This is a genomic window from Rhizobacter sp. Root1221, from assembly GCF_001425785.1.
Lineage (GTDB): Bacteria > Pseudomonadota > Gammaproteobacteria > Burkholderiales > Burkholderiaceae_C > Rhizobacter.
The window spans coordinates 114,282-135,307 of sequence record NZ_LMDI01000004.1 but is presented as its reverse complement, the minus strand read 5'-3'; the positions used below and the strand labels follow the sequence as shown (position 1 = coordinate 135,307).

The following is a 21,026-nucleotide window of genomic DNA, read 5'->3' as shown; positions in this document are numbered from 1 at the left end:
TTTTATACCAAAAGTGCAAACTGCGCTTCATGGAAAACACCACCGGCTTCGATTCGTCCGACCTGGTCGTCGGGGGCCGCACCTACCGCATCGTGGACCTGCCCGCCCTGTTTGGCGAGCGCCTCCTGCAATTGCCCGTGGTGCTGCGGTTGTTGCTGGAAAACGTCGTGCGCCACACCACGGGCGCAACGCGGGACCAGGCCGTGGCCGCCTTCTCCGGGTGGCTGGCCCATGGCACGAGCGACGCCGAGATCCCGTTCCAGCCCGGCCGCGTGCTGATGCACGACACCACCAGCACCCCGGCCCTCGTCGACATCGCCGCCATGCGCGACGCGCTGGCCGAAGCCGGCGCCGACCCCGAGCAGCTGAACCCGCGCCTGCCGGTGGACGTGTCGGTGGACCACTCGCTTGCGGTGGAGGTCTCGGCCCGGGCCGACGCCGCCACGGTGAACCTGCAGCACGAGATCCGCCGCAATGCCGAGCGCTATCGCTTCCTGCGCTGGGCCGCCACCGCGCTGCGCGACGTGCGCATCCACCCGCCCGGCACCGGGATCATGCACACCATCAACCTGGAGCAGTTGGCCACGGTGTTCACCACCGAACAACGCGACGGCGCCACCTGGGCCGTGCCCGACGTGATGATCGGCACCGACAGCCACACCCCCATGGTCAACGGCCTGGGCGTGCTCGGCTGGGGCGTGGGCGGGCTGGAGGCGCAGATGGTGATGTTCGGGCTGCCGACACCGCTGCGCATCCCCGACGTGATCGGCGTGCGGCTCTCGGGTTCGCTGCCACCGGGCACGCTCGCCACCGACCTCGCGCTCACCGTCACGCAGCGCCTGCGGGCCATCGGGGTGTCCGGCGAATTCGTCGAGTTCTACGGCCCGGGCGTGAGCACCCTCACGGCCGGCGACCGGGCGGTGGTGGCCAACATGGCGCCGGAATACGGCGCCACCACCGGCTTCTTCCCGGTGGACCGGCACACCGTGCAGTACCTGCTCGACACGGGCCGCGACGCCGCCCAGGCCGCGTTCGTCGAGGCGTGCGCGCGCCGCGTGGGGCTGTGGTTCGACGGCCTCGCCGAGCCACGCTACACGCGCCACATCGACATCCACCTCGACACGGTGGGCATGCACATCGCCGGCCCGCGCCGCCCGCAGGACTTGCTGTCCTACCGCCAGGCGCGCGAGGCCCTCGCGGCGCTGAACTTCACGCCGAAGGCCGCGCCGGCCATGCCGCGGCACCCGGTGGGCATCGCGGCCATCACCAGCTGCACCAACACCAGCGACCCGCGCCTGCTGGTGGCTGCCGGCCTGCTGGCCCGCCGCGCCCGCGCGCTGGGCCTCACGGTGCCCGCCTGGGTCAAGACCTCGCTGGCCCCGGGGTCCCCAGCCGCGGCCACCTACCTGGAACGCGCCGGCCTGATCGACGACCTGGCCGCGGTCGGATTCGACATCGTGGGCCAGGGCTGCACCACGTGCATCGGCAACTCGGGTCCGCTGCCGCCGATGATCCGCGACGGCCTGGCTGCCGGCTGCATCCAGCCGGTGGCCGTGCTGTCGGGCAACCGCAATTTCCCCGGCCGTGTGCACCCCGACCTCGAACTCGGTTTCCTGATGTCGCCACCACTCGTGATCGCGTTCGCGCTCGCGGGCGACGCGGAACGCGACTTCGGCACCGACCCCGTGGGCACGTCCGCCGCCGGCACCCCCGTGATGCTGCGCGACCTGTGGCCCACGCGCGAGGAGATCGACGCGTGCCTGGTACGGGCCGCCGACCGCACCGACTACGTGCGCGCCTTCGCGCTCGCGAGCCTGAACCCGCTGTGGCATGCCATCGACGCGCCCAGCGGCCCGCAGTTCCCGTGGGACCCGGCCTCCACGGCATTGCGCAGGCCGCCATTCGCGTGCGCCGACGAACGCTCGCAACTGGGGCACTACGTGGCCCAGCCGCTGCTCGTGCTGGGCGACGACGTCACCACCGACCACATCTCCCCGGCCAGTGCCATCCCGCCCGACAGCCGCGTGGCCGACTTCCTCGTGGCCCGTGGTGACGACCGGAACGACCTCAACGTCTTCGCGTCGCGGCGGGGCAACTGGGAGGTGATGCTGCGAGCCGCCTTCCACAACCGCACGCTGCACAACGCGCTGGCACCCCATGCCCCCACCGCCCACACGCTGCACGTGCCGAGCGGCACCGTGGCGCCCATCGACGAAGTGGCGGCCCGCTACCGGGACGAGGGCCAGCCGGTGGTGCTGGTGGCGGGCGAACGGTACGGCACCGGCTCGTCGCGCGACTGGGCGGCCAAGGGCCAGCGCCTGCTGGGCATCCGCGCGGTGCTGGCCATGAGCTTCGAGCGCATCCACCGCTCGAACCTGGTGGGCATGGGCATCCTGCCGCTGCGCCTGCCCGAACGGCTCGTCATCGAGCCGGGCGACCGCATCGAGATCGATGCCCCGATGAACACGTTGTCACCACGCGCCCGGGTGCCGGTGAAGATCTTGCGCCAGAACGGCGACACTGTGGCCCTCGAGGCCATCGCAGCCGTCGAGACCCGGCTGGATGTGCGACTGCTTCAACACGGCGGCGTCATCCCGATGATCCTGCACGAGATGTTGACCCCGCGATGAAATCATCCGCCCCACTTGCCACCCAGGTGCTCGACCTGCTCGCCCAGGACCGCCTCGCCGTGGGCAGCCACCTGGCCGCCCAGACGCTGGCCGACCGCCTCGGAGTGTCGCGCTCCCCGGTCAACGAGGCGCTGCGCCTGCTGCAGGCCAAGGGCCTGCTGACCCGCGAACCCAACCGCGGCTACTTCGTGGCCCAGCCCATCGCGCCGGCCGCCGAAGCGGTGCGCGGCGAACTCGAGCGCGACGGCCCCGACGTCGTCACCCGCAGCTACTTCCAGCTCGCCGACGACCGCCTGCGCGGCGAGGTGCCCGACACCTTCTCCGAGGTGTGGCTGAAGAACCGCTACGGGCTCACGCCCGCGCAGGTCACCGCCGTGCTGGGCCGCATGGCCCAGGAGGGTTGGGTCCAGAAGAAGGCCGGCTACGGCTGGAGCTTCTCGCCCATGCTCACCACGCCCGACAGCCTGCTGCAGTCGTACCGGCTGCGCCTCGCGCTCGAACCGGCGGCGCTGCTCGAACCCGGCTACCGGCTCGACCCCGACCTGCTGGCGCGCTGCCGCGCGGCCGAACACCACCTGCTCGCTGGCGGCATCGACACCGACACCGCCGACCAGCTGCACACACGCGGCGTGCGGTTCCACGAGGCCATCGTGGAAGGGTCGGGCAACCCGTTTTTCATCGAAACCCTGCGGCGCGTGAACCGCGTGCGCCGGCTGCTGTCGTACCGCTCGATGAAGGACCGCCAGCGCTACGAACAGCACTGCGCCGAGCACCTGCACGTGCTCGACCTGATCGAGCAGCACCGGCTGCAGGACGCGGCCGAGACCTTGCGCGTGCACCTCGGCCACACCCTCGACAACCTGGGCCGCCTGCGCGGCCTGTTGACCCCATGACACCCGCACTCAAGGCGGCCTTCTGCCCCACCGGACCCCTGCGGGCATCGATCAACCTCGGCAACCCCATCCTGGCCGGCACCGCCCCGGACGGTTCGCCGTGCGGTGTGTCCGTGGACCTGGCCCAGGCCTTCGCATCGGCGCTCGGCGCCGACCTGGAACTGGTGGTGTTCGACAGCGCCGGCCGGTCGGTGGACGCGGTGACGAACGAGCGCGCCGACGTCGGTTTTTTCGCCGTGGACCCGGTGCGCGGTGCCGGCATCGCGTTTTCCGCACCGTACGTGCTGATCGAAGGCGCCTACCTCGTGCACCACGACTCGCCGTTGCGCCACAACACCGAGGTGGACGCGCCGGGGCACGACGTGGTGGTGGGCCTCGGCAGCGCCTATGACCTGTACCTGACGCGTGAGCTGCAACACGCGGCCATCGTTCGGGCCCCCACGTCACCCGCGGTGGTGGACACCTTCCTCGCCGGTGGTCACGCCGTGGCGGCCGGCGTGCGCCAGCAGCTCGAGGCCGACGCCAGGCGCGTGCCGGGCCTGCGGCTGCTGCCGGGCCGCTTCATGACGATCGGCCAGGCCATGGGGTGCCCCAAAGGCCGCGGTGCGGACGCGGCGGCGTACCTCGCCGCGTTTGTCGAAACCCGGAAGGCATCGGGCTTCGTGGCCGGGGCATTGAAGCGCCACGGCATCGACGGCGCCTCCGTGGCGCCACCGGTCAGCTGAGAGGCTGGGAGCCTCTGACGTCGTCCGCCCGCGCCAGCAGGATGTACTCGACGTTGAGCGTGATGGCCTCGCTGTAGCGCAGCACGAAGTAGTCGCCGTCGATCGGGTAGAAACGGCTGCCGTCGTCCGGGGTTTCCGTGCCCGGTTTGTCGCGGTCGAGCGGGCGGCGCATCACCTGCTCGAGGATGAGGCGGTCGAGCCGGCCGTCCTGGTCGAGGTAGTAGTCGTCGAGGATGCCGCTGTAGAGGTACGGCTTGCCGGCCACGCTGACGATGGCACTGATGGCGATCAGGTCCGGGCTGCGGCCGCGCGGGAAATCGGCGCCGCTCAGCAGGTAGTACCACGGCGCGCCCGAGAAGCGCAGCCACGCGCCCCACGGTGACCCGAGCCGGTCGAGCCGGCGCCAGCTGATGAAGCGGCGCAAGGCCGACGGCACGAGGTAGGCGGCGGCCAGCAGCGTGACGAGGTACAGCGTGACCCACGGGGCCTGCGCGGCCACGGCGTGCAGCGCCTGCGTCTGCACGCTGGTGTCGGCCGACAGCAGCGTGAGGGCGATGTCGGGCCGGAACTGCCAGATGGTGAACGCGTTGGTGGCCGCCACCCACACGAGGTGCAGGCCCGCGGCCCACACGACGGCCTCGGTGACCACCTGGCCGAACGGCGAGTAGTCGAGCGACAGGCGCTCGGCCCGCTTGATGCGGGACCGTGCGATGAAACCGGGAAGCAGCAGGACGAAGACGACGAGGGCCGGGAGTGCGACGTTCATCGGGCGAGGTTCATCGGGCGGCGGACCTCAGGTGGCCTTGGGGACGACGGTGGGGGTGACCCGGACCTTCCTGCCCTGGTCCTGCACCTCGATGTGCACGTCGGCCGCGGGCACGCTCCCGGCCGACGCGCGGGTGGTCAGGAACGTGCGCAGCTTCTCCTTGGCGCGAGGGTCGGCCAGGAGGGCTTTGGCAAGGTCGCTTTTCAGTGCTTTCACGCGGGCGATGATGCCACAACGGGGTGTCAGACGATCTGGTTCAGCGCCTGGTCGAGCGTCTGCACGGTGCGGTCCACGTGGCGCAACTTCTCGAGCCCGAAGAGGCCGATGCGGAACGTGCGGAAGTCGGTGCCCTCGTCACATTGGAGCGGCACGCCCGCGGCCGTCTGCAGGCCCTGGCCGATGAACTTGCGGGCCGACTGGATCTCGGGGTCCTCGGTGTAGCTGACCACCACCCCCGGCGCCTCGAAGCCCGGCGCTGCCACCGACTTGAATCCCTTGCGCGCCAGCAGCGCACGCACCTCGCGGCCCAGGCGGTGCTGCGCGGCACGCAACACGTCGAACCCGTCGGCCTGGGTTTCCTTCATCGTGTCGCGCAGGCGCACCAGCGCATCGGTGGGCATGGTGGTGTGGTACGAATGGCTGCCGTTCTCGTAGCTTTCCATGATCTGCAGCCACTTGCGCAGGTCGCACGCGAAGCTGGTGCTGGTGGTGCTGTCGATGCGCGCACGGGCTTCGTCGCTCAGCACCACGAGGGCACCACACGGCGAGGAGCTCCAGCCCTTCTGCGGTGCGCTGATGAGCACGTCGACCCCGGTGGCGCGCAGGTCGACCCACATGGCCCCGGACGCGATGCAATCGAGCACGAACAGCCCGCCCACCGCATGCACGGCATCGGCCACGGCCCGCAGGTAGTCGTCGGGCAGCATCATGCCGGACGCGGTTTCGACGTGGGGCGCGAACACCACCTCCGGCCGGCCGTCGCGGATGGCAGCCACCACCTCGTCGATGGGCGGCGGCGCGAACGGCGCGAGCCGGTCGGGCGACGTGCGGCTCGCCTTCAACACCGTGACGAACGACGGGATGTTCCCCATCTCGAAGATCTGCGTCCAGCGGTAGCTGAACCAGCCGTTGCGGATCACCATCACCTTGCGGCCGGTGGCGAACTGCCGCGCCACCGCTTCCATGCCGAACGACCCGCTGCCCGGCACGACGATGGCCGAGCGGGCGCCGTAGACGGTCTTCAGGGTGGCGGAGATGTCCTTCATCACGTGCTGGAAGGACTGCGACATGTGGTTGAGCGCACGGTCGGTGTAGACCACCGAGAACTCGAGCAGACCCTGGGGGTCGATGTGGGGAAGCAGTCCGGGCATCGCAGGCTCCGATGGAAAAGGCGTGGGCGTCCATCGTACTGGCTCTTGCCTCCGTTGCGCCAAGCGCCCCCCCGTGGACGAGTGCCCCCATCGGGGCCATGGGCGAAACGAGGGGCGTAGAGTCATTTGTCCCCGAACACACCCCACAAAGGAGTCCACCATGGAAAAGCGGATCCGCCGACTCGAGACCTTCACCGCGCGCGGCAGCGATGGCCAGACCTACTCGGTGCACGGTTACGAACATCAACGGCGCATCGACGCGTTCGGTGCGGATCCGGACCAATGGGAACCCACCGGGGTGGCCGAATACAAACTGCCCGATGGCCGTCATGTGGACCTCGCGGCCGATGGGTCGTTGGTGGTGGCGGGGTCGGACCTGCGCCTGCGGCGCGACACCACGCTGCATTGACGGCACCACGCAGCGGTGCGCGCCTGCGCACGCTGCGCCAGCACAGCAGGGAGACCCCACCGGTGCCGGTAATTTGCCTGCACCGTTGAGGTGGAACACCCTTTCCAGGGAAAACCCCAGTCATCGGCCCCCGCCACACGCCGAAGACCTGGGACCCCGCTCTCTGGAAATCCATGTCATGAGCCTCCATCACCTGAGCATCCGTGTCAAATTGCTCATCGGCTTCGGCATCGTGCTGTTGATCGCCGCCCTGCAGAGCCTGCTGTCGCTGCAGCGCCTCTCGGCCGTCGAGGACGAATCCGCCGCCGTGGTCAGCAAATGGGTGGCCGGCATGCAGGTGCTGGGTGAACTCAACCACGACCTGGGCAACGCCCGCGCGGCCCGCCTTCGGCTGCTGCTGACCGACAGCGACGCCGCCGTGGTGGCCCTCGACAAGGAACTCACCGCCCTCGCCAAACATGTGGAGGCCAGCCGCGAGGCCTACGCCGCGCTGATCTCGAGCCCCGAGGAACGCGCACTCTTCGAGCCGTTCGAGACGAACTGGAAGGCATTCCAGGCCCTGATGCCGGGCGTGCTGAAGATGGTGCGCGAAGTCGACATGGCGGGCGCCAAGGCCGTGCTCGCAGGCCCGGGCACCCAGACGTTCGTGACGGCCGATGCCGCCCTCACCCGCCTGATCGCCTACAACGCGGAAGGCACGGCCAAGGCCGGCCAGCGCGTGCACGACATCTACCGCCAGTCCCTCATGATGCTGTGCGGCACCCTCGGACTGATGGTCGTGATGGGCGTGGCCATCGCGCTGCTGAGCGCACGCAGCCTCTCCGGTGCCGTGCTCGGCGCGATCCGCGATGCCGACCGCATCGCCGACGGCGACCTGAGCCAGCCCATCGTGGCCGGCACCCGCGACGAGATGGGCCGGCTGCGCGAATCGCTCGCGCGCATGCAGGATCGCCTGCGCACCATCGTGGACGGGGTTCGCCAGAACGCCGAAGGCGTGGCCACGGCCAGCGCCGAGATCTCGTCCGGCAACAACGACCTGAGCGCCCGCACCGAACAACAGGCGAGCGCGCTGGAGGAAACGGCGGCGTCGATGGAAGAGCTGTCGAGCACCGTCAAGCAGAACGCCGACAACGCCCGCCAGGCCAACCAGCTCGCGATGGGCGCCTCCACGGTGGCCGTTCAANGCGTCGATGGAAGAGCTGTCGAGCACCGTCAAGCAGAACGCCGACAACGCCCGCCAGGCCAACCAGCTCGCGATGGGCGCCTCCACGGTGGCCGTTCAAGGCGGTGAAGTGGTGAGCCGCGTGGTGGACACGATGAAAGGCATCAACGCCAGCTCGAAGAAGATCGTCGACATCATCAGCGTCATCGACGGCATCGCGTTCCAGACGAACATCCTCGCGCTGAACGCCGCGGTGGAAGCCGCACGCGCAGGCGAACAGGGCCGCGGNCGACATCATCAGCGTCATCGACGGCATCGCGTTCCAGACGAACATCCTCGCGCTGAACGCCGCGGTGGAAGCCGCACGCGCAGGCGAACAGGGCCGCGGTTTCGCGGTGGTGGCCAGCGAGGTGCGTTCACTCGCGCAACGCAGCGCGGAAGCCGCCAAGGAGATCAAGACCCTCATCAGCGACAGCGTCGAACGCGTGGACCAGGGCACGACCCTCGTGGACCGGGCCGGTGTCACGATGCAGGAAGTGGTATCGGCGATCCGCCGGGTCACCGACATCATGGGCGAGATCAGCGCCGCCAGCGCCGAACAGAGCAGCGGCGTGGCCCAGGTGGGTGAAGCCGTGACCCAGATGGACCAGGCCACGCAGCAGAACGCCGCGCTGGTGGAAGAATCCGCGGCCGCCGCCGAGAGCCTCCGGCGCCAGGCGCAGGACCTGCTCACCGCGGTGTCGGTGTTCCGCACCGGCAGCACGGGTGCCCGCCCTGCGGCGGCACAACCGCCCGCGCCAGCCCCGGTGAAGCGCCCGCCGGCGCAGGTGGTGCGGCCCGTGTTCAAGCCGCAACCGGCCCCCGCGGCGCCGACGCCAGCGGCGGCCCCCTGGCGCACCGCGCGCCGGCCCACCCGCGAGCCCGGGAATGCCCATTGCTGTACAACGGAGGTGGCACAGCAGGAGAACCGCCATGCATGACACCCACGCCCAGCAGAAGGAAGCCCGCCGACTCGATGGCAAGGGGAAAAAGCCCGCCGAGAAGGTGCCCACCTACCAGGAATTGCTCGACGAGTCGCTCGACGAGACCTTCCCGGCCAGCGACCCCATCTCGCCCAGCGCGGCGATGCACGCGGACCGCCAGATCACCACCGACAAGGACAAGACTGACTGGACCCTCCGGCCCGGCCAGAGCGACCCGGGCAAGACCCACTCGGCCACCGGCGGCGAGCCGAGCGGCATCGACCTGGAGAACGAATCCGCAGCGGGCGAGGAGGACCCCGGCGCCGCCGTCGACGCACCGCCGAAGAAGGCCTGATCGCGCGGGCGCCATCATCGAGACGCCGCCCCCGCGACCCGAGCCCCCTTGAGCGCCCCCTCACCGTCCCTCGCCCTCGGCGACGTCAAAGCCGCCGGCGGCGGCGGGCATTCCTGCGCCTTTCGCACCGCCGGACCCTTCGAAACGGAGACAAGCATGACCCTGCCCCGCATCCTGTCCGACCGCCTGCGACGGGCCGTCGTGGCCGCCGCCTGACACCACCATGGGCAATTGGTTCGACGGTTTCGACGCGCGCACGCACGCGGTCAACGGGCAACACATCTTCGCGCGCACCGGCGGCCTCGCCGGCGGCCCGCCGCTGTTGCTCCTGCACGGGTTTCCGCAGACCCACGCCATCTGGCACCGGGTGGCCCGGCAACTCGCAGACCGCTTCTTCCTTGTGATGCCCGACCTGCGGGGATACGGCGACTCGTCGAAGCCCACGGGTGGCGGCGATCACGCGATGTACAGCAAGCGGGCGATGGCGCGCGACATGGTGGCGCTGATGCAGTCGCTCGGCCACCCGCGGTTCGCGCTGTGCGGACACGACCGCGGCGGCCGCGTGGCGCACCGGCTCGCGCTCGACCACCCTGCCGCCGTCGAGCGGCTGTGCCTGGTAGACATCGCACCCACGCTCGACATGTACGCGGCTACCGACATGGCGTTCGCGCGGGCCTACTACCACTGGTTCCACCTGATCCAGCCGGCGCCGCTGCCCGAGCGCATGATCGGCGGCGACCCCATCGCCTACCTGCACCACAAGCTCGGCGGCTGGGGCGGACAGGGACTCACGGGCATCGAGCCCGAGGCCCTGGCCGAGTACGAGCGGTGTTTCACCCCCGAGGCCATCCACGCCATGTGCGAGGACTACCGGGCCAGTGCCAGCATCGACCTCGAACACGACCGCGCATCACGCGCGGCGGGTGACAAGATCGTTTGCGACCTGCATCTGCAGTGGGGTGCGCGCGGGGTAGTGCACCGGCTGTTCGACCCGATGGCGCTGTGGACCGCGCAGTGTGCGGGCCATGTCACCGGCGAAGGCGTGCCGGCAGGGCATTTCATTCCGGAAGAATGCCCCGACCGCGTGGCCGGGGCGCTGGCCTCCTGGGCCTGAGCGGCGCCAAGCCTGCCCTGGGCTCAGAAGCTTTCCCAGTCGTCCGTGCTGCCGGATGCCGCGGGTGACGGCGAGGGCACCGGTTTGCCCACAGGCGCTGCAGCCACCTTGACCGCAGGTTTCGCAGCGGCTTTCACCCCGGCCTTCAGCGGTGATTTCAAGGCGGGCTTCACCGCCGCGGCCGGCGAGACCCCGCGGGGTTTCACGGCGGGCGCCGGCACCCATGCCGCGGGTGCAGGTGCTTTCGCCCCGTCGTGCAGCCGGAACACGGCGATGGCCTCCTGCAGGCGGCCGGACTGACCCCGCAGGCTCTCCGCGGCGGCGGCCGACTCTTCCACAAGCGCCGCATTCTGCTGCGTCATGTCGTCGAGCTGGGTCACCGCCACGTTGATCTGGCCGATGCCATCGCTTTGTTCGTGCGACGCGGCGCTGATCTCGGCAATGATGTCGGTCACGCGCTGCACGCTGGTCACGATCTCGGTCATCGTGGCGCCCGCGTTCTGCACGAGCTGCGTGCCCGATTCCACGCGCTCCACGCTGGCCCCGATCAGGGCCTTGATCTCCTTGGCGGCACCAGCCGAACGCTGCGCGAGCGAACGCACTTCGCTGGCCACCACGGCAAAGCCTCGGCCCTGCTCGCCGGCCCGCGCGGCTTCCACCGCGGCATTCAGCGCGAGGATGTTGGTCTGGAAGGCGATGCCGTCGATCACGCCGATGATGTCGTTGATCTTCTTCGAGCTGTGGCTGATCTCCTCCATCGTTGCCACCACCTCGGAGACGACGCGCCCACCGCGCTGTGCCACTTCCGTGGCCGAGCTGGCCAGCTGGTTGGCGGTGCTCGCCGCGGCAGCGGTCTGGCGCACCGTGCCGGTCAGCTGCGTCATGGAAGCGGCCGCCTGCTGCAGGTTGGCCGCGGTCTGTTCGGTGCGGGAAGACAAGTCCTGGTTGCCCACGGCAATCTCGGTGCTGGCGGTGCTGATGCTTTCCGTCGAGCCGCGCACTTCACCGATCAGCTTGAGCAATGCGGCCTGCATGGTCTGCAGCGATTGCATGAGGCGGCTGGTCTCGTCCTGGCCGCGCACGGTGATCGGGCGGGTGAGGTCGAAGCGGGCGATGGCATCGGCCACCTCGCCGGCCTCGCGCAGCGGGCGGGTGATCGAGCGCGACAGCCATGCGGACAGCACCCCGCCCACACCCAGCGCGCACAGCGCAAAGACGATCAGGCCGGTGCGCGCGGCACTGTTGGCCGCCTCGACGCGCTGCGCTGCGGCGTCCAGTTCATCACGCTGGGCCTGCACGATGTTCTTGATGTTGTCCTGGTAGCTCACGGCCAGCGGCTTGAACCGCGTCTCGAGGATCTGCTTGGCCTGGTCGGCGTCCCCGGCCTTGCGCGCCGCACTGATGGCGTCACGGGCAGCGATGTAGTCCTTGCGCACCTCGGTCAGCTTGTCGAACGCCGCGCGTTCGGCCGGGCTCTGCATCCGTTCGTCGAGCGCCTTCTGGAGTTCGCTCGACTGCTTCGACGCCTCGGCGGCCGAGGCCGCGAAGAAGTCGGCCAGGCTCGAATCGCTGCTCGCGGCGATGGCGGTGGTGCGGAACACGCCCGCGCTGATGTTGCGGTACCAGTCAGACGCCAGGCGTTCGGTGGCAAGGCTGTCCGTGTACATGGCCCGGGTCTCACGCGCCGCCTGGGCGAGCGCCCAGTAGCCGAGGCTGGAACCGGTGAATGAGATCAACAGCACCAGACCCAGCACTCCGGCCAGGCGCTGGCCGATCGATCGGCTGGCAAACGAGAACACACGCATGAATAATCCTTTGATGGCGGATCTCCGGCGCCGTGGTGACATGCAAGAACCACGGACCGGAGGGTCCCTGTGCTGTATCGGCACGGCGAGCCGATACTGGAGCCCCATGCGCCCCGTGGTTACACATCGCGTTGGCAACCCAGGCATGAACACCCGTTCAACACGCGCCTTCAAGCGTCGGACCTCGTGTTGCGCCAGCAGGTGCAACGCCACCTCCCAACTTTCCTTGACCCCCACGGGGGGGGGGGCGCAGCCCGCCTCTGGGGGGCCTCAGAAAATCTGACGAAGGGTCAGTTCGAAGCCGCGCCCGGTGCGGTCGGACTTGCTGGACCCGTCGGCATTGAAGGTCTCCAGACGGTCGTTCACCAGCGAGAGGTTCAGCGACGTGAGTTTGCTGAGCCGGTACTGGTACCCGAGGCCCACGCGGTCCGACGCCGTGTCCAGCGCATGGTCCACCCCGTTGAGCCGGTCGTCGCGCAAACGCCGCACCGACAGGCGGATCTCGCCAGGACCGGCCGGGATCCGCGCGCCCACGGTCAGCACCCGCTCGCGGCCTTCGTCGCTCGCGCCGGTGTCTTCGCTTTGCCCGTACGTGAACATCGGGATGACCGCCCCGAAGGCGTAGTGGCCCGCGAGGGTGGTGGTGGCCACCGCGTTGCCGGCGCCGGCACCGGCCACCGGGTCCTGCTCGACTGCGTGGGTCATCGCCACCGTGAGGGGGCCGCGGGCGTACTCGAGCATGAACCCTTCGGCGCGGCGGCGGATGCCCTCTCCCGCGGCAGCGGCCAGGTGCACCGTGAAACCACCGATCTTCGGCGAGATGTAGAAGACGCTGTTGTCCCACTTGGCCGCAGCCTTCGCGCCGCGGGTCACGCTGGCCGCATAGGTGTCGCCGTCGAACGCCTCGAAGCGGCCGCTGACACCGAGGTAGTCCTGCGGCGACATCATCCGCCCGACGAACACCGTGCCGTAGGCCTTGCTCGTGAGCCCGACGGTTGCCACCTGCTTCCAGAACGGAGAACCATCGACCTCGCCCGTGTCCGCCTTGAAGCGGTGCTCGAAGCGGAAGTTGGCGCTGAGGTCGGGGGTCAGCACCTCCTCGCCACGAAAACCGATGCGCGCGGTGGACCCGCTGGACACGGTCCAGTCGCGTGCCGGAGACACGGCCAGGTTGTCGGGGGCGTAGCGGACCCCGAGGTCCATCCGGCCGTACACGGACAGGCGGGATTGCGCGGACGCGGCCGTGGACACGGCCAGCAGGGACACCAGGGCGATCGGGATGCAGGAGGGTTTCATCGGATGCTGCGAATGCGAAGTGGGGATGTGGGAGACATCCGATGCCCCTCTGCAGCGAGCCATCATATGTCGTCAGACATCATATGTGTAGCCACCGCGGATCGCGGAACAGTGAAAACCCTCGATTGGCGCCAAAAGCGGCGCCCTGGCCCCCTGCTCAGGAGCCCGCGGGCGCGCTCACCAGGCGACGCAGCCGTTCGCGGCTGTTGTTGAGGTGCATGAACATGGCAGCCCGGGCTGCCGCCGGGTCGCCGCGGCGGATGCCGTCGAGGATGGCCAGGTGCTCCTGGTGCGCCAACTCCTTGCGGCGGCCGGCGCTGGCGGGCGGCTGCTCGCCGGCGGCGTCTCCGCGATGACGGGCGATGGTGACCTTGCCCAGGCTGCGCAACACCTCCTCGAAGTAGCGGTTGCCCGACGCCTCGGCGATCTGGAGGTGGAACCGGTAGTCATCCTCCACGGTGCTGGCACCCGCCTTCCAGTGCAACTCGAAGTCGTCGACCGCCCGCTGCATGCGGCCCAGGTGGTCGTCGGTGCGCCGAGCGGCCGCGAGCGCGGCCCCCTCGGACTCGACGGTGATCCGCAGCTCGAGCATCGCCAGCAGCTCGGGGAAACTCACCTCGTTGCCACCCAGCGCCAACAGCGTCACCGCCGGGGCCGGCGCCAGCACAAAGGTGCCCACGCCGTGCTGCGTCTCGACGAGGCCAGCGGCCTGCAAGCGCTGCATGGCCTCGCGCACCACCGTCCGGCTCACGCTGAATTCACGCACCAGCTCGGGCTCGGTCGGCACCCGGTCACCCGGCCGCAGTACCCCCTGCCGGATGCGGGCAGACAGTTCGTCCACCAGGCGGTGGGTCAGGCTTTTGGCCCGGATGGGCCGGATGGGCTGGTCGTCCGCGGGAACGGGTTGCATGAGAAGCTGTCTTTTCGAGGCGTTCAAGAACGATTGTACTGATATGACGACCACTCATTGTCGCTCGACCCGGCATCAAGAATCTCAATAAAACAAGGGTAAATACTCAGTACATCATCACATGTGCGCCCTACGATTCAGCATCTCATATGATGACTGACAACAGATCCGCCATGAAAATCGAACGCGTCAGCGCCACTGAATTCACCTTCCCCACTCGCCGCTCGGTCGATGCCGCCGGGCATTCCCACCCCGGCCCCGAAACACTCGCCCGCCAGGTGCTGGTCACGCTCACCACGGACGATGGCCACCAGGGCCACGCGTTCGGGGCACCCGAGGTGGTGCGACGCCACGTGCTCGACGCGTTCGCACGCAAGGTGCTGGTCGGGCAGGATCCGCTCCAGCGCGAACAGCTGTGGCATTCGCTCGAACACTGGCAGCGCGGCAGCGCCGGCCAGCTGACCGACCGCGCGCTCGCCGTCTTCGACCAGGCCCTGTGGGACCTGGCCGGGCGTGCGCTGAAGACCCCGGTGTACAAGCTGATCGGCGGTTACCGCGACAAGGTGCCCGCCTACGGCAGCACGATGTGCGGCGACGAACTGGCCGGCGGCCTCGCCACGCCGGACGACTACGCGGCGTTTGCCCGCAAACTCGTGGACCGCGGCTACAAGGCGATCAAACTCCACACGTGGATGCCGCCGGTGTCGTTCGCCCCCGATCCGGCGATGGACATCAAGGCCTGTGCGGCCGTCCGCGAAGCCGTGGGCCCGGGCATCGAACTGATGCTCGACGGTTACCACAACTACAGCCGCACCGACGCACTGCGCATCGGCCGGGCGCTGGAGAAGCTCGGGTTCTCGTGGTTCGAGGAAATGATGAACGAACAGAGCATGGCGTCGTACGCCTGGCTGTCCGGCCAGCTGGACATCCCCGTCATCGGGCCCGAGAGCCTGTCCGGCAAACACCACAGCCGGGCCGACTGGGTGCAGGCCGGTGCCTGCGACATCCTGCGTGCGGGCGTGGCCGGCACGGGCGGTATCGGCCCGACGCTCAAGGTGGCCCACCTCGCGGAGGCCTTTGGCATGAACTGCGAGGTGCACGGCAACGGCGCGGCCAACCTCGCCGTGTGTGCCGCCATCAAGAACTGCCGCTGGTACGAGCGCGGCCTGCTGCACCCGTTCCTGGACTACGACGAGGTGCCCGCCTACCTGCGCCGCCTCGCCGACCCCATGGACAACGAGGGGTACGTGCACCTGTCCCGGCAGCCCGGGCTCGGCGAGGACATCGATTTCGACTACATCGCCGCCCACACGGTTTCGACGTACTGACCGGACGCCCCCCCATGAACACCTCCCGCACGATGCGCGCCTGCGCCCTTGCCGTCTCGCTGATCGCCGGCGCCTGGCAAGGCGCGATGGCCCGCACCCCGAACGACCAGCTCGTGATCGGGGTCAGCATGAACAACCTGCTCTCCCTCGACCCCGCCGGCGCCACCGGCAACGACGTGGTCGAGATCGCCTGCAACGTGTACGACTACCTCGTCGAACTCGACCCGCTCCAGACCACCACGGTGCGGCCGGGCCTGGCCGACAGCTGGAAGATCGCACCCGACGGCCGGCGCATCACCTTCACGTTGCGCCAGGGTGCGAAGTTCCATTCGGGCAACCCGGTCACCGCCGAGGACGCGGCCTGGTCGCTGCAGCGGGTGCTCAAGCTGAACCTGGCCCTCGCCTCGCCGTGGAAGAGCTACGGGTTCACCGCGCAGAACGTGGCCGAGCACGTGCGGGCCACCGACGCCACCACGCTCGTGATCGACCTCCCGGCCCCCACCGACCCGAAGATGGTGCTCTACACCCTCGGCACGTCGGTCGGCGCCGTGGTGCTCGACCGCAAGACGGTGCTGGCCAACGAGAAGAACGGCGACCTCGGCGCCGGCTGGCTCACCACCCACGCCGCCGGCTCCGGCCCGTTCACGCTCGACGAATGGCGGGCCAAGGAAGTGCTGTTCATGAGCCGCTTCGACGGCCACTGGCGCGGGCCGGCCAAGCTGCGGCGGGTGGTGATGCGGCACATGACCGAATCGCAGTCGCTGCGGCTGATGCTCGGGCGGGGCGACATCGACATCGCTACCGGCATGTCGGTCCCCGACATCGAGGCCATGAAGGCCGCGCCCGACACCGAGGTGCATTCGGTGAACCGGGGCACCCTGTACTACGTGGCCGTGAGCGCGAAGGACCCGAAGTTCGCCGACAAGCGCGTGCGCGAGGCGATCCTGCGCCACCTCGTGGACTACGACGGCATCAACAAGACGGTGATGCCCTACTACGGCGTGTACCACCAGCGCCCCGTGCCGCTCGGCCTGCCGGCCACGCTGCCCGAGCCCGGCTACAAGCTCGATGTGGCGGGCGCCAAGAAGCTGCTCACCGCCGCGGGCCATCCCGGCGGCTTCAAGACCACCATCCGCGTGGTGGCAGAGTCGCCGTTCACGAACATCGCCACCAGCCTGCAGGCCTCGCTGGCGCAGGCCGGCATCGAGGCGAGCATCCTGCCGGGCACCGGCAACCAGGTGTATGGCGCCATGCGGGAACGCAACTTCGAGATCATCGTCGGCCGCGGCGGCGGCGGTGCAGAACCCCATCCCCATTCGAGCCTGCGCGCACTGGTCTACAACCCCGACAACAGCGACCAGGCCCGCCTCACGAACTTCCAGGGCTGGCGCACGGCCTTCATCGACCCGAAGCTGAACCAGCTGATCGAAGGCGCGCTGCTGGTCACCGATCCCGCCAGGCAGGCGGCCGCCTACCAGGCGGTGCAGCGCCGCTTCGACAGCGAGATGCCGGCCATCCAGCCCATCTCGCAGATGGTGGACACGGTGGTGATGCGCAAGGACGTGCGCGGCTACGTGGGCCACCCCTCGGTCACGACGCGGCTGCGCGACGTCCACAAGCAGCGCTGACCGGCCGCATCCCAGGAGTCCCCCGTGTCCACCGTTTCCGCTCCCCCGCTTCCGGCCCCCCGGATCGCCAGCAACACCACGCGGCGCCTGCGTCTGGCCAGCCACCGGCTGGCCAGCGTGCTGCTCACCCTGCTCGGCCTGCTGTTCCTGACCTTCGTGATCGGCCGCGTCATGCCGCTTGATCCGGTGCTGTCGATCGTCGGGCCCGATGCCGACCGGTCCACCTACAACCAGGTGCGCCAGCAGCTTGGCCTCGACCGCCCACTCGTCGTGCAGTTCGGCTACTACCTCCGCGACCTCTCGCACGGTGACCTCGGCAAGGCGCTGTTGACCGGCCACCCGGTGCGCGACGACCTCGCGCGGGTGCTGCCCGCCACGGTCGAACTCGCCACCCTCGCGATCGTGATCGGCACGCTGGTGGGGGTGCCGCTCGGGGTGTACGCCGCCACGCGGCGCGGCCGGCTCGGTGACCACGTGGTGCGGCTGGTCAGCCTGTTCGGGCACTCCACGCCCATCTTCTGGTTCGGCATGATGGGCCTGCTGGTGTTCTACGCCTGGCTCGGCTGGGCCGGCGGCACGGGGCGGGTGGACCTCGCCTTCGACGGGCTCGTCTCACCGGTGACCGGCCTGCTGCTCGTGGACTCGGCCATGGCCGGCGAGTGGGAGGTGTTCGCGAGCGCGCTCCGGTTCATCGCGCTGCCGGCGGGCATCCTCGGATTGCACGCGGTGGCCTACATCAGCCGCATGACCCGCAGCTTCATGCTCGCGCAGCTGTCGCAGGAGTACGTGCTGACCGCCAGGGTCAAGGGCCTGTCCGAGACGGCGGTGGTCTGGCGGCACGCGTTCCGCAACATCCTCGTGCAGCTGCTGACCATCGTCGCGCTGTCCTACGGCGGGCTGCTCGAAGGCGCGGTGCTGATCGAGACCGTGTTCGGCTGGCCCGGCTTCGGCCAGTACCTCACCAGCAGCCTGCTGCTCGGCGACATGAACGCGGTGATGGGTTCGGTGCTCGTGGTGGGCGTCGTGTTCGTCGCGCTCAACCTCCTCTCGGACGCGCTGTACCAAGTCTTCGACCCCCGGACCCGCCCATGACCACGATCGCCCCTACCCTGCCCTCCTCGGCCCGGCGGACGACCGTGCCCCGTTCGGGCGCCCAGGCCTTGCTGCGCGACCTCTCGAACGGCCTGGCCCGGCTGCTGTCCAACCCCCTCACGCTGGCGGGCGCCGCCGTGATCGCGCTGGTGGTGATCGTGGCGCTGTTCGCACCATGGATCGCCACCCACGACCCGCTCGCGCACAACCTCGCGCACGCCCTGCAGCCGCCTGGCGCGGCGCACTGGTTCGGCACCGACGAGTTCGGCCGCGACCTCTTCAGCCGCCTCGTGCACGGCTCGCGCATCACGCTCTACATCGTGTCGCTCGTGACGGTGGTGGTGGGGCCGATCGGCCTGGCCGTGGGCGTGACCTCGGGCTACTTCGGGGGCTGGATCGACACCGTGTTCATGCGCGTGACCGACATCTTCATCTCGTTCCCGAGCCTGGTGCTGGCGCTCGCGTTCGTGGCCGCGCTCGGCCCGGGGCTCGACCATGCGGTGATCGCCATCGCGCTCACCGCATGGCCGCCCATCGCGCGGCTCGCGCGCGCCGAGACCCTGTCGCTGCGCAAGGCCGATTTCATCGTGGTCGCGCAACTGCAAGGTGCCTCGCCGCTGCGCATCCTCGTGCGCCACATCGTGCCGCTGTGCCTCTCGTCGGTGGTCGTTCGCCTGACCATGAACATGGCCGCCATCATCCTCACGGCCGCCGGCCTCGGCTTCCTCGGGCTGGGCGCGCAGGCCCCGCTGCCCGAGTGGGGCGCGATGATCTCCGAAGGCCGCCGCTACATGATGGACAGCTGGTGGATGGTGGCGATCCCCGGGGCGGCGATCCTGCTCGTGAGCCTCGCGTTCAACCTGCTCGGCGACGGCCTCTACGACGTCCTCGACCCTCGCGGCGAATGAAGGTGATGCCCATGACCTCTCCCTCCCCATCCTCTCCCCCGAAGCTCGACGTGCGCAACCTGGACGTCGGGTTCCAGTCGGGCCACACCCTCATCCCGGCCGTGCGCGGGGTGTCGTTCCAGCTGTCCCGCGAGAAGGTGGCCATCGTCGGTGAGTCCGGCTCGGGCAAGTCGACCGTCGGCCGCTCGCTGCTGAAGCTGCACCCGCGCAGCGCACACATCCGCGCGGACACGCTGTCGTTCGGCGGCATCGACCTGCTCGCGGCCGACGAACGCACGATGCGGGGCATCCGCGGCCGCCGCATGTCCATGATCATGCAGGACCCGAAGTACTCGCTGAACCCCGTGATGCGCGTCGGGGACCAGATCGCCGAGGCGTACCTGGCCCACCACAAGGCGTCGAAGCACGAAGCCCGCGACCGGGCCCTCGCGATGCTCGAGTCGGTGCGCATCCGCGAACCCCAGCGGGTGTACGCGCAGTACCCGCACGAGGTTTCCGGCGGCATGGGGCAGCGCATCATGATCGCGATGATGCTGATCCAGGAGCCCGAGATCGTCATTGCCGACGAACCCACGTCGGCGCTGGACGTGTCGGTGCGCCAGCAGGTGCTGTCCGTGCTCGACGAACTGGTGGGCGCGCGGGGCCTCGGCCTGCTGTTCATCAGCCACGACCTGAACCTCGTGCGCCACTTCTGCGACCGGGTGCTCGTGATGTACGCGGGGCGGATCGTCGAATCCATCGCGGCGGCCGACCTGCAGCACGCAGAACACCCCTACACCCGCGGCCTGCTGGACGCGTTGCCCAGCCTCGACCGCCGCCGCGACACGCTGCCGGTGCTGCAACGCGACGCCGCCTGGCTCACTGCCTGAAAGACACGTCATGCCCCTCATCGAAGTGAACTCCCTCTCGCTGGCCTTCGGCCACGGTGCGGCCGCGAACCAGGTGCTCGACCGCGTGACGCTGGAGGTGAACGCCGGCGAGTCGTTCGGCCTCGTGGGCGAATCCGGGTCGGGCAAGACCACGGTGCTGCGCTGCCTGGCCGGGCAGTATTCGCACTGGCGCGGCGAACTGCGCATCGCCGGCAAGACGCTCGCGGGCCGGCTGGACCGCGACCGCTGCCGCCAGGTCCAGATGGTGTTCCAGGACCCCTACGGTTCGCTGCACCCGCGCCACACGGTGTACACGGCGCTCGCCGAACCGCTGCGCATCCACGGGCTCGACCACGAGGCCGAGCGCATCGATGCCATCCTCGACAAGGTGGGCCTGAACGGCGACTTCCGCTTCCGCTACCCGCACCAGCTGTCCGGTGGCCAGCGCCAGCGCGTGGCCATCGCACGTGCGCTGGTGCTGCAGCCCCGCATCCTGCTGCTCGACGAGCCCACGTCGGCGCTCGACGTGTCGGTGCAGGCCGAGATCCTGAACCTGCTCGACGGGCTCCGCGAGCGCGACGGCCTCACCTACCTGATGGTCAGCCACGACCTCGGGGTGGTGGCCCACCTGTGTGACCGGGTGGCCGTGATGCAGCAAGGGCGCATCCTCGAATGCCTCACCGTGGACGCGCTGTGCGACGACCAGGCGCAACACCCCTACACGCGCCTGCTCGTGGCCTCGAGCCGCGCCGACGGCGCCTCCCGGCCGCTGGCCGAGGCGGCCGCCTGAACGCCCGGGCGAAG

The 21,026-nt window shown here is 69.6% G+C and carries 19 protein-coding genes and 3 pseudogenes; 16 read left to right on the top strand and 6 right to left on the bottom strand.

Features of this window, described 5'->3' with window-relative positions; translation table 11 throughout:
• Positions 1-29: 29 nt before the first annotated feature.
• Genes acnA through ASC87_RS04440 form a run of 3 tightly spaced genes read left to right on the top strand, consistent with a single transcriptional unit; the run spans position 30 to position 4,248 of the window.
• Positions 30-2,630 (top strand): aconitate hydratase AcnA, encoded by a 2,601-nt coding sequence (gene acnA, locus ASC87_RS04450; protein WP_056657318.1) that lies wholly within the window; start codon positions 30-32, stop codon positions 2,628-2,630.
• Positions 2,627-3,523: a GntR family transcriptional regulator gene (locus ASC87_RS04445; protein WP_056657315.1), complete on the top strand. Its 897-nt coding sequence runs from the start codon at positions 2,627-2,629 to the stop codon at positions 3,521-3,523. The genes acnA and ASC87_RS04445 overlap by 4 nt, the downstream gene beginning before the upstream one ends.
• Complete coding sequence (locus ASC87_RS04440; RefSeq protein WP_056657309.1) at positions 3,520-4,248, top strand: transporter substrate-binding domain-containing protein; 729 nt, start codon at positions 3,520-3,522, stop codon at positions 4,246-4,248. The genes ASC87_RS04445 and ASC87_RS04440 overlap by 4 nt, the downstream gene beginning before the upstream one ends.
• Here the strand turns inward: ASC87_RS04440 and ASC87_RS04435 are convergent.
• Genes ASC87_RS04435 through ASC87_RS04425 form a run of 3 tightly spaced genes read right to left on the bottom strand, consistent with a single transcriptional unit; the run spans position 4,241 to position 6,384 of the window.
• Complete coding sequence (locus tag ASC87_RS04435; protein ID WP_056657306.1) at positions 4,241-5,014, bottom strand: hypothetical protein; 774 nt, start codon at positions 5,012-5,014, stop codon at positions 4,241-4,243. The genes ASC87_RS04440 and ASC87_RS04435 overlap by 8 nt on opposite strands.
• Positions 5,015-5,041: 27 nt before the next feature.
• Positions 5,042-5,230: a hypothetical protein gene (locus ASC87_RS04430; RefSeq protein ID WP_056657301.1), complete on the bottom strand. Its 189-nt coding sequence runs from the start codon at positions 5,228-5,230 to the stop codon at positions 5,042-5,044.
• Positions 5,231-5,256: 26 nt separating this feature from the next.
• The gene (locus tag ASC87_RS04425; protein ID WP_056657298.1) at positions 5,257-6,384 is read right to left on the bottom strand and encodes an aminotransferase class V-fold PLP-dependent enzyme; all 1,128 of its coding nucleotides are present in this window, start codon (positions 6,382-6,384) and stop codon (positions 5,257-5,259) included.
• Positions 6,385-6,544: 160 nt separating this feature from the next.
• Between ASC87_RS04425 and ASC87_RS32595 the strand changes: the two genes are divergently transcribed.
• The 7 genes and pseudogenes from ASC87_RS32595 (at position 6,545) to ASC87_RS04400 (ending at position 10,386) form a co-directional block, all read left to right on the top strand.
• Positions 6,545-6,793 carry a hypothetical protein gene (locus tag ASC87_RS32595; protein WP_056657292.1) on the top strand — a complete coding sequence of 83 codons (249 nt, stop codon included), beginning with the start codon at positions 6,545-6,547 and terminating at the stop codon, positions 6,791-6,793.
• Positions 6,705-7,448, top strand: a pseudogene (locus ASC87_RS33675) (MCP four helix bundle domain-containing protein); the annotation flags it as partial. The gene ASC87_RS32595 and the pseudogene ASC87_RS33675, both read left to right, overlap by 89 nt.
• A gap of 120 nt (positions 7,449-7,568) precedes the next feature.
• Positions 7,569-7,976: pseudogene (locus ASC87_RS33670) on the top strand (HAMP domain-containing protein); the annotation flags it as partial.
• Between the two features lies 1 nt (position 7,977).
• Positions 7,978-8,243: pseudogene (locus ASC87_RS31590) on the top strand (methyl-accepting chemotaxis protein); the annotation flags it as partial.
• A gap of 1 nt (position 8,244) precedes the next feature.
• Positions 8,245-8,935: methyl-accepting chemotaxis protein (locus tag ASC87_RS31585; RefSeq protein ID WP_235582046.1), on the top strand; the 691-nt coding region annotated here is incomplete at its 5' end.
• Positions 8,928-9,272 carry a hypothetical protein gene (locus tag ASC87_RS32680; protein WP_056657285.1) on the top strand — a complete coding sequence of 115 codons (345 nt, stop codon included), beginning with the start codon at positions 8,928-8,930 and terminating at the stop codon, positions 9,270-9,272. The genes ASC87_RS31585 and ASC87_RS32680, both read left to right, overlap by 8 nt.
• A gap of 223 nt (positions 9,273-9,495) precedes the next feature.
• Positions 9,496-10,386, top strand: a complete 891-nt coding sequence (locus tag ASC87_RS04400) for an alpha/beta fold hydrolase (protein ID WP_056657283.1) — start codon at positions 9,496-9,498, stop codon at positions 10,384-10,386.
• 23 nt (positions 10,387-10,409) lie between these two features.
• Here the strand turns inward: ASC87_RS04400 and ASC87_RS04395 are convergent, their stop codons facing one another.
• The 3 genes from ASC87_RS04395 to ASC87_RS04385 all read right to left on the bottom strand — a co-directional run bounded on the left by ASC87_RS04395 (position 10,410) and on the right by ASC87_RS04385 (position 14,397).
• Entirely contained in the window at positions 10,410-12,191 is a 1,782-nt protein-coding gene (locus ASC87_RS04395) for a methyl-accepting chemotaxis protein (RefSeq protein WP_056657280.1), read from the bottom strand.
• A 270-nt stretch (positions 12,192-12,461) separates the two neighbouring features.
• Positions 12,462-13,487: a porin gene (locus ASC87_RS04390; RefSeq protein ID WP_056657277.1), complete on the bottom strand. Its 1,026-nt coding sequence runs from the start codon at positions 13,485-13,487 to the stop codon at positions 12,462-12,464.
• Positions 13,488-13,644: 157 nt separating this feature from the next.
• Positions 13,645-14,397 (bottom strand): FadR/GntR family transcriptional regulator, encoded by a 753-nt coding sequence (locus ASC87_RS04385; protein ID WP_056657271.1) that lies wholly within the window; start codon positions 14,395-14,397, stop codon positions 13,645-13,647.
• Between the two features lie 173 nt (positions 14,398-14,570).
• Here ASC87_RS04385 and ASC87_RS04380 point away from each other — a divergent pair, with 173 nt between their 5' ends.
• From ASC87_RS04380 to ASC87_RS04355, 6 genes are read left to right on the top strand one after another with little or no spacing between them, the layout of a single operon-like run.
• The gene (locus ASC87_RS04380; RefSeq protein ID WP_056657268.1) at positions 14,571-15,725 is read left to right on the top strand and encodes a mandelate racemase family protein; all 1,155 of its coding nucleotides are present in this window, start codon (positions 14,571-14,573) and stop codon (positions 15,723-15,725) included.
• Positions 15,726-15,739: 14 nt separating this feature from the next.
• On the top strand, positions 15,740-17,353 hold the full coding sequence (locus ASC87_RS04375) for an ABC transporter substrate-binding protein (protein ID WP_082568385.1): 1,614 nt from the start codon (positions 15,740-15,742) through the stop codon (positions 17,351-17,353).
• A 24-nt stretch (positions 17,354-17,377) separates the two neighbouring features.
• Positions 17,378-18,445 carry an ABC transporter permease gene (locus tag ASC87_RS04370; RefSeq protein WP_200954305.1) on the top strand — a complete coding sequence of 356 codons (1,068 nt, stop codon included), beginning with the start codon at positions 17,378-17,380 and terminating at the stop codon, positions 18,443-18,445.
• Positions 18,442-19,353 (top strand): ABC transporter permease, encoded by a 912-nt coding sequence (locus ASC87_RS04365; protein ID WP_056657262.1) that lies wholly within the window; start codon positions 18,442-18,444, stop codon positions 19,351-19,353. The genes ASC87_RS04370 and ASC87_RS04365 overlap by 4 nt, the downstream gene beginning before the upstream one ends.
• A 5-nt stretch (positions 19,354-19,358) precedes the next feature.
• Positions 19,359-20,222, top strand: coding sequence for an ABC transporter ATP-binding protein (locus ASC87_RS04360; protein WP_200954304.1), 864 nt, complete (start codon positions 19,359-19,361; stop codon positions 20,220-20,222).
• 10 nt (positions 20,223-20,232) lie between these two features.
• Positions 20,233-21,012 carry an ABC transporter ATP-binding protein gene (locus tag ASC87_RS04355; RefSeq protein ID WP_056657251.1) on the top strand — a complete coding sequence of 260 codons (780 nt, stop codon included), beginning with the start codon at positions 20,233-20,235 and terminating at the stop codon, positions 21,010-21,012.
• Positions 21,013-21,026 lie beyond the last annotated feature (14 nt).

Bases quoted from the DNA above. Each gene is read 5' to 3' on its own strand.
- ASC87_RS04365 (WP_056657262.1), top strand. From the start codon at position 18,442: ATGACCACGATCGCCCCTACCCTGCCCTCCTCGGCCCGGCGGACGACC.
- ASC87_RS04425 (WP_056657298.1), bottom strand. From the start codon at position 6,384: ATGCCCGGACTGCTTCCCCACATCGACCCCCAGGGTCTGCTCGAGTTC.
- acnA (WP_056657318.1), top strand. From the start codon at position 30: ATGGAAAACACCACCGGCTTCGATTCGTCCGACCTGGTCGTCGGGGGC.
- ASC87_RS04380 (WP_056657268.1), top strand. From the start codon at position 14,571: ATGAAAATCGAACGCGTCAGCGCCACTGAATTCACCTTCCCCACTCGC.
- ASC87_RS04390 (WP_056657277.1), bottom strand. From the start codon at position 13,487: ATGAAACCCTCCTGCATCCCGATCGCCCTGGTGTCCCTGCTGGCCGTG.
- ASC87_RS04440 (WP_056657309.1), top strand. From the start codon at position 3,520: ATGACACCCGCACTCAAGGCGGCCTTCTGCCCCACCGGACCCCTGCGG.
- ASC87_RS04435 (WP_056657306.1), bottom strand. From the start codon at position 5,014: ATGAACGTCGCACTCCCGGCCCTCGTCGTCTTCGTCCTGCTGCTTCCC.
- ASC87_RS04375 (WP_082568385.1), top strand. From the start codon at position 15,740: ATGAACACCTCCCGCACGATGCGCGCCTGCGCCCTTGCCGTCTCGCTG.
- ASC87_RS04445 (WP_056657315.1), top strand. From the start codon at position 2,627: ATGAAATCATCCGCCCCACTTGCCACCCAGGTGCTCGACCTGCTCGCC.
- ASC87_RS04395 (WP_056657280.1), bottom strand. From the start codon at position 12,191: ATGCGTGTGTTCTCGTTTGCCAGCCGATCGATCGGCCAGCGCCTGGCC.
- ASC87_RS32680 (WP_056657285.1), top strand. From the start codon at position 8,928: ATGCATGACACCCACGCCCAGCAGAAGGAAGCCCGCCGACTCGATGGC.
- ASC87_RS04355 (WP_056657251.1), top strand. From the start codon at position 20,233: ATGCCCCTCATCGAAGTGAACTCCCTCTCGCTGGCCTTCGGCCACGGT.
- ASC87_RS04385 (WP_056657271.1), bottom strand. From the start codon at position 14,397: ATGCAACCCGTTCCCGCGGACGACCAGCCCATCCGGCCCATCCGGGCC.
- ASC87_RS04360 (WP_200954304.1), top strand. From the start codon at position 19,359: ATGCCCATGACCTCTCCCTCCCCATCCTCTCCCCCGAAGCTCGACGTG.
- ASC87_RS04400 (WP_056657283.1), top strand. From the start codon at position 9,496: ATGGGCAATTGGTTCGACGGTTTCGACGCGCGCACGCACGCGGTCAAC.
- ASC87_RS32595 (WP_056657292.1), top strand. From the start codon at position 6,545: ATGGAAAAGCGGATCCGCCGACTCGAGACCTTCACCGCGCGCGGCAGC.